The organism is Niabella aquatica, from assembly GCF_054779315.1.
Window position 1 is genome coordinate 178,339 of the sequence record NZ_BAAGYM010000038.1, and the last position, 15,783, is coordinate 194,121.

General features: G+C 39.0%; 9 protein-coding genes. 8 read left to right on the plus strand and 1 reads right to left on the minus strand.

The annotated features are described in order from the left end of the window. Position 1 precedes the first annotated feature (1 nt). From ACYVBM_RS20485 to ACYVBM_RS20495, 3 genes are read left to right on the plus strand one after another with little or no spacing between them, the layout of a single operon-like run. Positions 2 to 1,939, plus strand: coding sequence for a RagB/SusD family nutrient uptake outer membrane protein (locus ACYVBM_RS20485; protein WP_460687566.1), 1,938 nt, complete (start codon positions 2 to 4; stop codon positions 1,937 to 1,939). A gap of 18 nt (positions 1,940 to 1,957) precedes the next feature. After that, a complete protein-coding gene (locus ACYVBM_RS20490) occupies positions 1,958 to 3,202 on the plus strand; it encodes a DUF4959 domain-containing protein (RefSeq protein WP_460687567.1) in 1,245 nt (414 codons plus the stop codon). Between the two features lie 34 nt (positions 3,203 to 3,236). Continuing rightward, positions 3,237 to 3,944, plus strand: coding sequence for a DUF4998 domain-containing protein (locus ACYVBM_RS20495; RefSeq protein WP_460687568.1), 708 nt, complete (start codon positions 3,237 to 3,239; stop codon positions 3,942 to 3,944). Positions 3,945 to 4,098: 154 nt separating this feature from the next. On the opposite strand, the gene ACYVBM_RS20500 is transcribed toward ACYVBM_RS20495, so the two are convergent. Then, entirely contained in the window at positions 4,099 to 4,995 is an 897-nt protein-coding gene (locus ACYVBM_RS20500) for an AraC family transcriptional regulator (RefSeq protein ID WP_460687569.1), read from the minus strand. Positions 4,996 to 5,610: 615 nt separating this feature from the next. On the opposite strand from ACYVBM_RS20500, the gene ACYVBM_RS20505 reads away from it, so the two are divergent. The 5 genes from ACYVBM_RS20505 to ACYVBM_RS20525 all read left to right on the plus strand — a co-directional run bounded on the left by ACYVBM_RS20505 (position 5,611) and on the right by ACYVBM_RS20525 (position 15,641). Then, a complete protein-coding gene (locus ACYVBM_RS20505; protein WP_460687570.1) occupies positions 5,611 to 8,451 on the plus strand; it encodes a sugar-binding domain-containing protein in 2,841 nt (946 codons plus the stop codon). A gap of 172 nt (positions 8,452 to 8,623) precedes the next feature. After that, the gene (locus tag ACYVBM_RS20510) at positions 8,624 to 9,175 is read left to right on the plus strand and encodes an RNA polymerase sigma factor (RefSeq protein WP_460687571.1); all 552 of its coding nucleotides are present in this window, start codon (positions 8,624 to 8,626) and stop codon (positions 9,173 to 9,175) included. A 61-nt stretch (positions 9,176 to 9,236) separates the two neighbouring features. Beyond that, positions 9,237 to 10,265 carry a FecR family protein gene (locus ACYVBM_RS20515; protein WP_460687572.1) on the plus strand — a complete coding sequence of 343 codons (1,029 nt, stop codon included), beginning with the start codon at positions 9,237 to 9,239 and terminating at the stop codon, positions 10,263 to 10,265. Between the two features lie 187 nt (positions 10,266 to 10,452). After that, a complete protein-coding gene (locus ACYVBM_RS20520) occupies positions 10,453 to 13,935 on the plus strand; it encodes a SusC/RagA family TonB-linked outer membrane protein (protein WP_460687573.1) in 3,483 nt (1,160 codons plus the stop codon). An 11-nt stretch (positions 13,936 to 13,946) separates the two neighbouring features. Beyond that, entirely contained in the window at positions 13,947 to 15,641 is a 1,695-nt protein-coding gene (locus ACYVBM_RS20525; RefSeq protein ID WP_460687574.1) for a RagB/SusD family nutrient uptake outer membrane protein, read from the plus strand. The last annotated feature ends 142 nt before the right edge of the window (positions 15,642 to 15,783 follow it).

A 15,783-nucleotide genomic window follows, 5' to 3' on the forward strand; every position in this document is an offset into this window, starting at 1 on the left:
TATGTTTAAAAATAATTATTTACAAGGCCAGATATTCATTCTTTTATTTTTTATGGTAACAGGAGTGATCTCCTGCAAAAAATTTCTTGATGTTACTCCACCCAATGTAGGCACGCTCGACTATGCCTTTAGAAACCGTAACGAAGCGGAAAATTATCTGTTTACCTGCTACTCTGCTTTGCAGCAATTGGGACCGGGGAATGATCCGGGCTTTATCACCTCCGGTGAAATTATTTGTCCGCCGGAGATTGGCGGCATCGCCACCCGCTTTCAGCTTATAAGAGGCAATGTTCAGAATCTTTCCAATCCCATATTAAACTTCTGGGACAATTGGGGTGGCAGCAACGGCGGCGTTAATCTTTTTTTAGCTATACGAAGATGTAATATTATGTTAGAAAATATTGACAGGCCGGTCGATTTGACTCAAAATGAGAAGGCTCGCTGGATAGCAGAGGTAAAGTTTCTGAAGGCCTATTATACCTATTATATAGCAAGATTGTATGGGCCGATACCCTTGTATAAAACCAATTTTCCCATTGATGCGCCATCAGAGACCCTGCAGGTAAGAAGAGAACCTGTTGATTCGGTATTTAGTTACGTAGTTCAGTTGCTGGATGAATCAATTGCTGATTTACCGCAGAGAATATTAAACCCGGTACAGGAAATGGGAAGAATTACCAAGTTGGTTGGGCTGGCTGTTAAAGCCGAAGTGCTGGCTACGGCAGCGAGCCCGTTATTTAATGGGAACCCGGATTATAGTGATTTTAAGGATCACGATGGAACTCAGCTTTTTTCCATTACCGCAGATCCCCAAAAATGGCAAAGAGCTGCCGAAGCCTGTAAAATTGCAATTGATGAGGCAGCGCTTTTGGATAAAAAATTATATGAATTTGTTCCCAATGCCGTCATTCCTAATATCTCCGATTCTTTAAAGAGGCTATTAACGATTCAAAATGCTGTTACAGAAAAATGGGATATTAATCCCGAGCTCATATGGGCATTAAACCAGACATTCCCCTACCAGGGACAATGTTTGCCAAGGTTATATGTTGAAAATTCAGGGTCTGAGAACTCAAAAGGGGCTCCTGGTGCTTTTGCGGTTCCCATATCAACTACCGAAATGTTTTATTCTGCAAATGGGGTGCCTATTGAAGAAGATAAGACCTGGGATTATGCCGGAAGATATAACCTGCAAACCAGCGATCCCTCCCATTCCTTTTATGTTGTGCCTAATTATCCTACAATAAAATCCAATTTCAGGAGGGAACCCCGCTATTACGCCAGCATTGGGTTTGATGGGGGATATTGGTTTGGCGGAGGAGTTACCAATCAGGATGCAATGCTGAGTGTGAAAGCCCAGGGCCAGGGAAGCATTGCCGGGCCAATGGATATCAACCGGACAAACATTACTGCCATTTGGCCCAAAAAGATGGTACATTATCTTAGCTCTTATATCAGGGATAATCCCTACAGCGAAGAACCATACAGGTTGCCCCGTATACGGCTATCGGGCTTGTTTCTGTTATATGCAGAGTGCTTAAATGAAACAGGAGGACCTACAGCACAGGTGTACGAATACATAGATAAAGTAAGAACAAGAGCAGGGCTTAAAGGAATTGTTGAGTCTTGGAATAATTATGCAAAAAACCCATCAGCAATAAGTACAAAAGATGGATTAAGAAAAGCTATACACCGTGAAAGGAGAATAGAATTGTGTTTTGAAGGACAGGCGGGGTGGGATTTAAGAAGATGGAGAGAAATGGCAGAGCTTTTGTCAACCCCGTTGCAGGGCTGGAGCATCAGGCAGAATACACCGCAATCCTTTTATCGGCAGGTAACACAAATCATCCCGTCTTTTACCACCAGGGAATATTTGTGGCCACTATCTGATGCCGCAATGCTCTACAATAAAAAGAACGTCCAAAACCCGCTTTGGTAACTTATAAAACTGATTAATATGAAGTACAGAATCATTTTATTTTTATATAGTGTATTGAATTTACTTTTTTTCTCCTGTACCAAAGTCGGGCAGGAAAATCCGGTGGTTTCAAAAGACCTCACTAAACCAGATCCTATAAGCAATGTAAAAGTGAAAAATTTAAACGGTGCAGCTATCATCACCTATTCGCTTCCACAGGCATCTAATTTACTATATGTACAGGCCGATTATATTATCAATGAAGCGAAAGGAATAAAACGGCAAAGTAAGTCAAGTTATTACAGCGATACTACCATTGTAGAAGGATTCGCAGAAGCGAAAGAATATAGCATTGAGCTGAAAGCTGTATCCAGAGCTGGAATCGCTTCTGAACCGGTAACAGTTAAGGTGCATCCCGATACGCCACCCTATCAATTGGTAAGACAAACGCTGACGTTAAACCCCGACTTTTCAGGAATTACGGCTTCTGCTGCAAATCCATTAAGAAAGAAAATTGGCGTAGTGATGCTTTATGACGATCCTGATTACGGACGATATGTAATAAGAGAGCAAAACTACAGCGACTTTGAAAAAATAAGCTATAGTACTAGAGGGTTTGATACATTACCCAAAAAGATGGGTGCCTATATAATAGACGAATTTGGGAACGTATCGGATACTTTATATGAAGAAATAGAGCCGCTTTATGAAATAGCGCTCGATAAGAGTAAGTATTTTGCTTATACGTTGCCGACTGATAAACCTCCTTACACGGGAAACTACTCGGTAGAGCATATTTACAATGGCCTGATTGGTGAAGATCTATGGCATACTGCCATTCTTGCCGGTCCGGATGCCGCATATCCTTATTACTGTTCATTTGGCTTAGGGCTCAAATCCAAGTTAAGCAGGTTTACATTATGGGAACGACCTGCCGCTGCCTGGGGGTCAATGAATGCAAAAGAGTTTTCTATCTGGGGATCGGATAAAGATCGTCCTGCCGATGTGAGGCTTACGTTGGGTCAGCCCGAAGGTACCGTTATTGGAGACTGGGTCAATCTTGGTAATTTCCGTTATCCGGACCCGCCTTCAGGCAATATTGCCAGCACATCCACGGTAACTGCAGCGGATATTGCATTTTTAAATGCTGGGGTTGATTTTTTAATACCAAGTGAAGCGCCTCCTGTTAAATTTATACGGGTTTCAGTTGAATCAACATGGGGCAATACCAACTTTGCCGGAATTAGTGATATAAAATTTTTCGGTGATCAAAGGATTCGTTAAAAGGAACTGGCATCACTAACTTAAAACCAAAAAAATGACAAACAGAATATTTACTCTTTTAATAATTTTCATTTTATTGTCCGGGTGCGAAAAAGAGGGATACAATTATGATAAATATTTAAATGGCAATGAAATCATTTATCCCGGAAAGGTAACCAACCTGTATGCTGATCCCGGTGATCTGCGTGTTCAGCTTGCCTGGAACCCCAGCTCGGATCGCTCAATTGTGCGTTATGTTATTTACTATAACAGTAACCGGGATTCATTAATTGTACACGCGAACGGAGAGACCACCTCAGATACTATAAAAGCAATTGTTCCGGGGTTACGTGAGTATGTTCAGGATTTCACCCTTTATACTTTTGATCATTTAGGAAACAGGTCTGTTGGTCAGGTTTTAACAGCCGTTAAGGTTTTTGGTCCTTTATATCAAAGTACATTGCGTAACAGGCAGGCAGAAGCCGGCGGATTTGATGGCTCAGAAAATTTAATAATTAATTTGTCGCTGCCATTAGATACGATTAATGTTTCTACAAAATTTACTTATAAAACCACGGGAAATTCGATGAACACTGTATTTGCTCATCCCGATTCCACCCGTATCGTCATTCCAAACTGGAAAGAAGGAGAAAACATTCTGGTTCAGTCCGCCTATTTGCCGGTCAAAAACGCAATTGATACTTTTTGGGTTTCTTATTCTGATACCCTTAAAGCAGAAAGCATTCCTTTGAATAAAAAGTAAACGTACTTTAATTCATTAGATGTACTGACAGGTAAGGTATTATGATTGAATTAATGAAGCCCGGAAACGCAAAATCCCGGGTACGCAGGCAGAAAAACCTTTTCCCAAAATCAGCATTTGCATTTAGGAGATAATATATCGTAACATATAGGTATTAGTTAAATCGTTTGCGTTTCCTGAACTGTATAGGAGATTCCCCCATATACTTTTTAAACAACCTGGAAAAGTAAAAAGGATCTTCCAATCCTAATGCATGAGTAAGTTCTTTTACAGATATATCTGTAAACTCCAGGTACTGACATGCCCTTTGTATTTTTAAATGATTAAAGTACTCTAAAGGGGGATAGCCTGTTTTACTTTTAAATATTACAGAGAAGTGTGAAGCTGACAAATGTATTAATGAGGCCAGTGCTTTTACGCTTACTACTGCCATTATATTTTGCTGCATGTATTCAATTGCTGTATCAATTTTATCCTTTTCCTTTTTGTGAGGGGGATTCAGGAACTGTAAAAAGCAAAAACCTCCCAGGTAACTGGCAAAGAGAATATTAATGTAATATAAATGTTCTATGCTATACCCGGATTCGAGCGTGCGGTAAATGTCATTAAATAATGCCATGCGATTTTCGCTATAGGAGGTGCTTCCTACATAATCTGAACATTTTTTTAATAATAATTCAATATAGTCATCAGAAGTATTTCCATTAAAATGTGCCCAGTAAATAGACCAGGGAAATTGCTCGTCCGCACCGTATGCATGTTTTAAATTCTTAGGTATTACCAGGTATTCGCCTTCTTTTATAAAAACTTTTTTGTTACCAATGATCGCCCATCCTTTTCCGCCTGTACAATAAATTAAAATGTGCTGGATACAGCCGCTTTTCCGCTCCCTGTAATGAAATTCTGCTTTAGGATAAAAGCCTATATCAGTAATATATAGATTCGATAGCAGCTGACTTTTTTGATAGATCTTTAATACCTGCTTTGGTAAGACAACAGCCATTTGTCCTTTGAATCCGTCTTTTTTTTTAATGTTGCTGAATGAGTCCATGAATGAATGTTTTTTGGCGTACGTATTAAACTGATTAAAACGCGTTTTAGGTTTGAATTTGGCAACAAGCGTGACTTTTTGTTTGAATAGTTCCTTTTATAACATGAGCTTTTTATAATAATTCATTGCCTGAAGAGCAATGATGTTTCTCTTAACAAACATCGCAAGAGCGATTATTAAAAAAACGATGAGAGAGGCATTGTCGTAAAACTTCTCAAAATTATTAATGGGTAATCTGACCTTTTACGATTCACTAACTCAATCTTTCATTATGAGTAAGACAGGAACTGTTTGCCACATTCTCCTATTGAACAGTGTGTCGTATTCACACTCATCTTATGTATGCAAAATGGTTAGTACAAGGGCGGTAAATAAACCTGCTTACGTTACTGTCCCGCACGCCGAATGACTATGGAACAAAGGAAGGAAATAAAAAAGTAGGATAAACGCATAGCATAATATAATCCATGGTTATCATAAAATCAACTATTTAATTAATGGGCGCAATTTGTGAATTTTACTTTCACGAATCATAACGAATTGACAAATATTTTATAAAAGGAATGTATCAGAATTCCTGACAAATTGCACAAATAATAACCTAACATTAGATTAATGATTAAAAAAAAATTAACCGGAATCCTGGCTTGGATGCTTATCTTTTGCAGCACGTTTAGCTATGCGCAGAACATTCAGCCTAAACGTATCGATCTTTCAGGTGCTTGGTCGTTTACTACAGACTCTTTGGATCAGGGTATAAAAGAAAAATGGTATAATAAAAAATTTAGTGATAAGGTTCGCTTACCTGGTTCTATGACTACAAATGGTAAAGGAAATGATATAACATTGAACACAGATTGGACGGGTGACACACGACAGGGCGGTGCATATTGGAAAGACGACAGCTATGCCCGGTACAGACAGCCGGGAAATATAAAAGTGCCTTTCTGGTTACAGCCTGATAAGGTGTATGTAGGACCGGCATGGTATCAAAAAGAAATAACTGTACCTGAGGACTGGTCGGGTAAACATATTGAAATGTTTTTAGAAAGATGCCATTGGGAAACTATGTTATGGATAGACGGAAAACCGGCTGGTATGCAAAATGCACTTGGCGCTCCGCACTTTTATTCATTGAGTGAATTATTAACTCCGGGCAAACATAGCATTGTGGTGAGGGTTGACAACCGTATTAAAGATATTAATCCCGGAAGAGATGCTCACAGCGTAAGTGATCACACACAAACGAACTGGAACGGTATAATAGGAAAATTAGAATTGACAGCCCGTCCCGAAACCTATATCTCATCTGTTCAACTTTATCCGGATGTCGATAAGAAAGTTGTGGTAGCAGAAGTCAGCATAAATAATACTTCGGGTAATAATGATCAGTTCACGCTGACTATGGCAGCGCAAAGCAGGAATGCGAAAATGAAATCTTTGCCCGCATTAACCAAGACTATCAGGCCTGGTAAAGATACTACGCAGGTAACGCTTGTTTACAGCATGGGACCTGACCCCGCTTTGTGGGATGAGTTTGCTCCTGATCTTTATACAATGAAAATCTCATTAAAAAACCAGAAAGCTATTGATGCAAAAGAGGTGACTTTTGGAATGCGCAAGTTTGAAACCAAAGGCCGGCAGTTTCGCATCAATGACAGACCCGTTTTCATGAGAGGAACTTTAGAATGTGCCATCTTTCCGAAAACAGGGTTCCCTCCTACTGACAAGGCAGCCTGGGCGCGGATTTATAAAATATGCAGGTCTTACGGGCTTAATCATCTTAGGTTCCACTCCTGGTGCCCGCCGGAGGCGGCCTTTGATGCTGCCGACGAGGAAGGTTTCTATCTGGCTGTAGAGAGTTCGGCATGGGCAGCTATTGGAGATGGCAAACCTATTGATAAATTTATCTACGATGAAAGTGAGCGCATTGTTGCTGCATTCGGCAATCATCCGTCTTTTTGTATGATGGCTTATGGCAATGAGCCGGCGGGCGTAAAATCAAAGGAATTCCTCACCGGATTTGTAAATTATTGGAAACAAAAAGACCGCCGCAGGCTATATACATCCGGTTCCGGCTGGCCTCTTATTCCTGAGAGTGATTATAATAGCGCTTATGATCCCAGGATGGGAACCTGGGGCACGGGCTTCAACAGCATCTTCAATAATGGCACGCCAAGAACAGATTATGACTGGTCATCAATAGTTAGCAAATGGCCACAACCTACTATCAGCCACGAAATAGGCCAATGGTGTGTGTATCCCGATTTTAAAGAGATCAAAAAATACGATGGAGTACTTAAGCCTAAAAATTTCGATATATTTTATGACCGCCTAAAAGAAAATAACCTTGAGACGCTGGCAGATAGTTTTTTTCTGGCATCAGGAAAGCTCCAGGTCCTGTGCTACAAAAATGAAATTGAAGCAGCGCTAAGAACATATGATTTTGGCGGCTTTCAATTATTGGATCTCCACGATTTTCCAGGGCAGGGAACAGCGCTGGTGGGTGTTTTAGATCCTTTCTGGAATAGCAAAAGATATGTGACGGCAGCAGAGTATAGCAGCTTCTGTAATGCCGTAGTGCCTTTGTTCAGAAGTAAAAAATTGATTTACAGGAATGATGAGCCGCTGGATGGAATGGTAGAGATTGCCAACTTCGGGCGCTCATCTCTAAAATCTGTTACACCAAAATGGAAAGTTAAAAATCAGGCAGGCCGGGTGCTTTTTCAGGGTAGCCTGAATACAACTGATGTGGCGATTGGTAATAATATTGTGCTTGGTACTATCAAACAATCGCTGTCTGCAATTAGCCGGCCCGAAAAATTATCTCTGGAAATTAATGTAGCCGGTTATCAGAATTCATGGGAGATATTTGTGTATCCTGCGCAGCATAAAGAAGTGGGGAAAGATATTTTAGTAACCCAGGTTTTAGATGAAAAGGCTTTGCAAACCTTAAATAGCGGCGGTAAGGTTTTGCTAACTGTCAGGAAGGGTGCTGTTAAAAATGAAGATGGCGGTAATGTGATGGTAGGTTTTTCTCCCATATTCTGGAATCTTTATTGGTCAAATAATCAGCCTCCGCATACTTTAGGAATATTATGCAATCCCAAACACCCGGCTTTCTCTGAGTTTCCTACACAATACCATAGCAATTGGCAGTGGCAGGATGCGATGCTTCATTGTAATGCTATAAGGCTCGACCATATTTCCAAAGACCTTAAGCCTATTGTGCGCATTATTGATGATTGGTATACCGCGCGTCCTTTAGGTTTAATTTTCGAGTGTAAAATTGGAAATGGATCGCTGTTGGTTTCAGGTATCGATTTACTTGCAGATATGGAAAACCGGCTTGAAGCAAGACAATTAATGTATAGCTTGAAGACTTATATGGATAAGCCTCAATTTAATCCTTCTGTTTCATTAGACGTTAATTTAATCAGGAATATCTTTAATTAGCAATTTAAATTCAGTAAAATTCCCGGATAATCATCTGTTTATAATAATACAGTTTGACAGCGTAATCAGAGGGCTTATTTTAATTTTATATTTATCTTTAAAACTTACACTATCTTTATTTTACCTGTTTTTTTGCAAAAGTATTCTCTATAACTTGAAAACATAAATTCATATGTATGAAGATGAATTTAATAATGAAGCAAAGTATTCTGATGATGTATTAGAACAGATTTTTATTGAATTGTTTCGGGAGTACGAATCTCAGTTATATACCTTTTTATTCAAAATGGTAAAATCCGATGCACAGGCAAAGGATATATTGCAAGATGTTTTTTTAAAATTATGGACGATTCGCAGCCGTATACCGGAGATAAGTAATATTTCAGCGTTTTTGTATCAGATTGCAGAAAACAGAGTAATTGATTATTTAAGATCTGCAGCATCGGATCAAAAAAGAAAAGCAGAATTATGGAAAAGGCTGGATGATATTAACACCTCAAATCCTGAAAATTATTTACAGGACAAGGAGTATCATGCAATTATTCAGCTGGCTATTGAGCATCTTTCTCCACAGCGAAAATCGGTTTACCTATTAAGTAAATCTGAGGGACTGCAACGCAATAAAATTGCTGCAATAATGGAGGTTTCGCCCCATACAGTAAGAAACCAGCTTGCCAAAGCAATGGAGCAAATTGCCTCTTATGTAAAAAAGCATTCGAAGTGATTTTTATTTTTTTTAAGGGATAGTAGTACATTCTCTTCTGGCATACGTCTTATATATAGTTATGCCGCATATTCATCAGCTTCTCAGAAAATTTGCTTTGGGTACCTGCTCTCGTAAGGAGTTTGATGAGCTTATGCAGCTTTTGAATAAGAAAGAGCATGAGCAGGAAATAAAATCAGCCTTAAAAGAGATTTTTGCCTCTCTTGGCACGGAAGTATTTTCAGATATTCAGGTTAACAAACTCGGGGATATTATTGAATCAGGGAAAATGATCCATAAGCCGGAAAAAAGCATATTTTTTTCCCGGAAAATTGCTGCTTCAATAGCTATTCTGCTGTTAATAAGCAGTTCTGTTTATTTCTTTTTTGTAAATGGATATTTTAGGAACTCTGGAACATTAAATATTACACAAATATCTACACAGGCAGAGTCTACAACTAATCTGATCTTACCCGATGGGAGCAAGGTTTGGCTCAACTCGTATTCAACCATAACTTACAACACAGGTTTTAATGATGGTAAACGGGAGGTGACACTTGTTGGTGAGGCGCTTTTTGACGTAAAGCATGATTCATTGCATCCTTTTATTGTGCATACTAAAAATTTTGATGCAATTGATATGGGTACTGTATTTAATATAAAATCTTACCCGGAGGATGCTACTGCGGTTGCTTCCCTGATAAGTGGTTCTGTAGAAGTAATGTTTAAGGAAAAGCAAAGAGAGAAAATAGTATTAGTCCCCAATCAAAAAATAATTGTTCAGAATAACCCGAAGATAAAACCAAATTCAGACGATAAACAATTGCTGGTAAAAGCATCGATTTTGCCTGATCCACAAACCAACATAATGCCGGATACTGCATGGATGGCGAAAAAAATGATCTTTAAGGATATTACATTTTATGATCTGGCCTTACAAATGCAAAGGCGCTACAGTGTTAAAATAACTTTTAACAAAGCCGAAATTGAGGAGTACAGATTTACGGGAAGATTTGAAGACGAAACGCTGGAAGAAGCTTTACAAGTGCTACAAGCGATTGCTCCCTTTCATTATAACAGACATAAAGATTACGTTTCTATAGAACGGTAATCTATTTATTCACCCTTAAAACAAAATGTCATATGAGATGAACTTGCAGGTATAGCCTTATATATCAAAGAGATTAAAAAAATGGGAAATGCTGACACATTCCCCATTGCTCATTCAGTAGCTCAACCTTCTTTCCAGAATTGAAGCAGGGGAGCTTTTTACCAAATAAACCGATAAATGTAAAAGTATGAAAAAAAAATTATGGGTGCTCTATTCATTGAATAGGATGCCTGAAAAAACAATTTTCTATATGAAAATGACTATTGTTTTTATTTTGCTGTGTTGCTTGCACGTTTCTGCCACAACATATTCACAAGAGCTTAAGCTTAATTTAAACCTGAACAATGTAAGCTTGCACAAGGCTTTTGAAGCGATTGAAAAAAAAACTGCATACAGGTTTGTATATAATGCCAATGCTATTCCTGATAATATTCGGGTCAATCTGCAAACGAAAGATATGCCGCTAAGCAAGGTGCTTGAAAAGTTAATTAATTCTAATGCATTAATCTATAGAATAATCAATGATAAAGTAATTGCAGTGACATCATTACAACAAATGATGCGCGTAGTTCCTATACGCGGTATTGTAACAGATAGTTTAGGGGCGCCATTGCAAGGTGTGAGCATTGTTGTTAAAGGAAGCAGGCAGGGGACTTTAACAGATGAGAAGGGCGCATTTGAAATAGATGCTCCTGACGATGCAACTATTGAAGTGAGCAGAGTAGGGTATGTCACCCGGGAGATTCGTATAACAGGGGAATCAACGATCAACATTGTTTTAAAAGAAGCAACTACTGATTTAAATGAAGTTATTATTATTGGTTATGGAACTAAACTGAAAGAAGGAGATTTAACAGGCTCTGTTGTTAGGTTATCGGGTGATAAGCTGAAATCGAGGCCGGTTGCCGGTACTATGGATGCGTTGCAAGGGTTGATCCCGGGCGTATCTGTTACAAGAAACAGTGGTAAGCCTGGTGGCCAGGGCTACCAAATGTCCATCCGGGGAGTATCATCAATAAATGGAAATGTACCCCTGGTTTTAATAGATGGAATACCCGGTGACCTGAACTTAATAAACCCTGAGGATATAGAAGATATTACCGTTTTGAAAGATGCCACCGCCGCTATATACGGAGCCCGTGCTGGTGATGGTGTGATACTGGTTACAACCAAAAGGGGGAAAGCTTCTGATAAGCCCAATATTTCTTACTCATTTAATATGGCATTTAAAGATCCGGCCATTTTAAAAAAGCCTGCTACTACAGAGCATCTTGTAAAAATGTTTAATGAAGCCAATAAAAATGACGGAGATCCGCAAACATTTTCGGATGAAACGTTAGCAAAAATAGCAGCAAATGATCCCGGGTTTGGGCCTGGAGAAAATTGGAGTTTACAGTCTTATCCTATGTTCTATCAATCAAGAGATTGGTATGGATCGCTTTTTAAAACATCTTCAAGGCCTACGCATAACGTAAGTGTTTCTGGTGGCAGCAAAACGGCCACCTATATGGTCTCTTTTGGCGATAGCCGCGATAATGGAAATATTGTTTCCGGTAAAAACAGTTCTGTAAGAGATAATTTAAGAGCCGATTTACAGGTTAATCTTCTTCAGAATCTGAAACTTAACGTAAATACGTCTTATGACGATCTTACAGTTAAGGAGCCTTCAATGCTTAATGATGGAATTAATATTGGTTTAAAAATATTCTCTTATGTACCATTACGAAATCCAGCTGGTAATTACTATGCTTATCAGGGTTACGGAAATAACATCCAGGAATTGGAAATGGGAGGCCTGAGAACTGTAAGAAATGCAAGATGGAGAAATAATGTTAAGTTAGATTGGGAGCCAGTTAAGGGCCTTGTGTGGACCGGCCAGCTAGGTATTAACCAGGAGCGCTATGATGAGAAATCTAATTTAGCCACTGTTGAAGAATTTAACTGGGATAATAGCGTTAATTCACTTATTCGTAATAAGCCCAATTCTGCAAGGTATTATAACTGGAACTCCATGTACAAAAATCTAAGTACTTATGTCAACTATGATAAAATAATCAATAAGCATGAAATTAAGTTGATGCTTGGTACTTCAGGTGAAAAGTTTACCCGTGAGTCCCGTTATATGCAGGGAGCTGATTTTACAAGTAATGAAATATTTACATTGCCATTATCAGATCCTAAAAATCTAAGCGCCGGGGATTATTGGGATAATAATCCATGGGCATTGTTATCTTATTTTGGTCGCGGTAGCTACTCATTTGATGGGAAATATTATATACAAGGTACATTAAGAAAAGACGGAAGCTCAAAATTCTCTTCTGATAAGCGTTGGAGTGATATTTATCCCAGCATTTCTGCTGCCTGGAAAATATCTGAAGAGAAATTTTTTAAAAACCTTATCAACCGCGATATCGTAAACATGCTTAAAGCCCGGGTGTCCTGGGGTAAAACAGGTAACCAGGATATTCCTTCTCTTGGTTTATTCGATTATATTCAATTAATCAGAATTGCCGGACAATATCCAATTGATGGCACATCTATTTCAAAAATGGCTTCCTTAAATGGTATTGCTTCACCAGAAAGAACCTGGGAAACCATTGAGACAAAAAATCTTGGAATAGACCTTTCCATGTTCAAATCAAAGCTGTTCCTTTCTTTTGATATTTATCGCAAGGATAATAAGAACATGCTGGTAAGTGTTACCTATCCGGCAACGCTTGGAGCGGCAGCGCCAAGTTTAAATGCAGGCCGCTTGTTGGACAAAGGCTGGGAAATTAACGCTTCCTGGAATAGTATGATAGGGAACGTGAAATTTAATTTGGGCACTATTTTGAACTATAATACCAATGTAATAACAGATTTGCAGGGACAGGATGCTTACAATGTTGGTTTAACATCAGCACGGCAGGGATACCCGCTTTATTCTTATTTCGGTTACAAGGGATCCGTAATCAGAACACAGGCTGAGCTGGATGCCTATGCAGCTAAATATGCAGGCAAAGGAATTGTTCCTGCTTTGCGTCCTAATGGTTATGGCGGATTAGGTATCGGCGATGTGATGTATGAGGATTTGGATGGTGATGGACAAATTACTGCTTATGGTGATAAGTCAAAAGGATTCAATGGCGATGCGGTTTTCCTGGGCTCGCAAATTCCTAAGTTCACTTACAGCATTACAGGAGGTTTGAACTATAAGAACTTTGATCTTTCTTTCATTTTGCAAGGAACAGGTAATAAGTATGTATGGAGAGGAAATGGAAACTTTGGTGTGCCATTCAGCTACTCCTGGTTCCAGCCGCTTGATTATTTTTATGGCAGAACTTTTAATGAGGATAATACATCCGCCCAATATCCCCGGTTATCTAATAACGGAACTGTAAAAGGAAATAATTATCAATTCTCCAGTTTGTGGCTTGAAAATACAAGGTATTTAAGAATGAAAAACTTATCCATAGGGTATACGTTTAAAACCATACAGCTGAGCAAGCTCAAGTTAAGGGATTTCAGAATTTACGTTAGTGGCCAGGATATTTTTGAATGGGCCAAAGGTACCTGGGACCATATGTATGATCCGGAAGAATCCAATCCAGATCCTAATAATTATACATTTTATGAGAACAATTATCCTATGTACAGAACCTTTTCATTTGGTGCTACGATTAACTTTTAAAAATAATGAAAATGAAAAAAGTTGACTCTATTATACAATATAACTCATGGCTGGCGATAGTGCTTTTGCTGTTTATATTAATTACAGGCTGTAAAAAATTTCTTGATCTTAAACCTCAATCAGAAATAACAGATCCTGCATATTGGAAAACCAGTAACGATTTTCAACTGGCGGCCAACTGGTTTTATGCAAATACATTAGATGATCCGGGTTACAATGATAACATGTCCGATATCACTTTTGGAACCGGAATAGATGTTGTGAGCTCGGGAACTAATGTAGCGCCAGAGGAAGACGGTAATTGGAATAACGGTTATGCGCACATCAGAAATGCTAATAAACTAATTGTAGAGGGGGAGAATTCGGCAATAAAAAATGATGTTCTAGCTTATCTGGGCGAAGGATATTTTTTTCGCGCGTATGATTATTTTAAATTGATGAAATTGTTCGGCGGTGTTCCTATTATAAATAAGGTTCTTCTGCAAACAGATCCTGAAGTGTATGATGCACGGGCTACGCGGGAAGTACTGGTAGATTCAATCTTGTCTGATTTAAATAAGGCGATATCATATTTGCCTGCTAAAGCAGATGCTAAAACAGGAAGGATTACTAAAGAGGCTGCGCGGGCATTTAAAGCAAGAGTTTGTTTGTTTGAAGGTACCTGGCGTAAATATCATGCAAGCGGTGACGCCAACACTTTGTTAGAGCAGGCTGCAACAGAAGCTAAAAGTGTTATTGACAGCAAGGCATATTCCCTGTATAAAGGCAAAGCAGCGGAAAGCTACAGGTATTTATTTATTGATAAAACCAGCGAAGACAATCCGGAATCTGTTATTGCAAAAAAATATCGGTTAAATATTAATCCTCATGGATGGGTGTATGGTGTATCCTGGGGGAATCTGAATCCCACAAAAAAGATAGCTGATATGTATTTATGTACTGATGGATTGCCTATTAATAAATCACCTTTATTCAGAGGATATGACTCATGCCGTACCGAATTTTATAACAGGGATTCCCGGATGACGCAATCCCTGATACTTCCGGCCAAGAGCATTGTTCGTCCGCAATATGATGCTTTTCGCCCGCAATGGCCAGGAGTTGATAATAACCGGAACATAAACTCAGGTTACATGTTGTATAAGTTTATTTCTGAAGTGGCAACTCCGGGACCCAATGCTACAGGTCCTTTCGATTGGAATGTTTTAAGATATGCTGAAGTATTGCTTATTTATGCAGAAGCCGTATTCGAAAAAAATAACGCTATCTCTGATACAGATTTAAATTTATCTGTTAATGAACTGAGAGACAGGGTGGGCATGCCGCATTTAACGAATGCATTGATACAGGCAAATGGGCTGGATATGAAAACAGAAATCAGAAGAGAAAGGTCGGTAGAACTTGCCTTTGAAGGTTTTAGATGGGACGATTTACGTAGGTGGAAGATTGCAGAACAAGAACTTCCAAAGTCTGTGTTGAGCATTAAAGTTACCGGCACAGAATGGAGCTCAGAAACAATAACAGTAGCTGGGAGTACTTATGCGAGTAAGTTTTATAATGCACCGGCCAACCAGTTAGAAAATGGGTATAAATTATTGCAACCGGGTTCCCAGCGTTCGTTTGACGTGCAAAAAAACTATCTATTACCGTTGCCAACTAAACAGATTTCTCTTAACGATAAATTGAAACAAAACCCGGGCTGGTAAAACAGCTAAACACATTGAGATTCGGGAAATAGTTGGACAGGGTCCGGCAACAACCCCGGAAAAGGTAAGAGAATATCCTGGCGAGTTGCAGGTGTGTCTGATAAAACACCTGCAACCTTTCTTATAAATTTAGCTGTGGTAA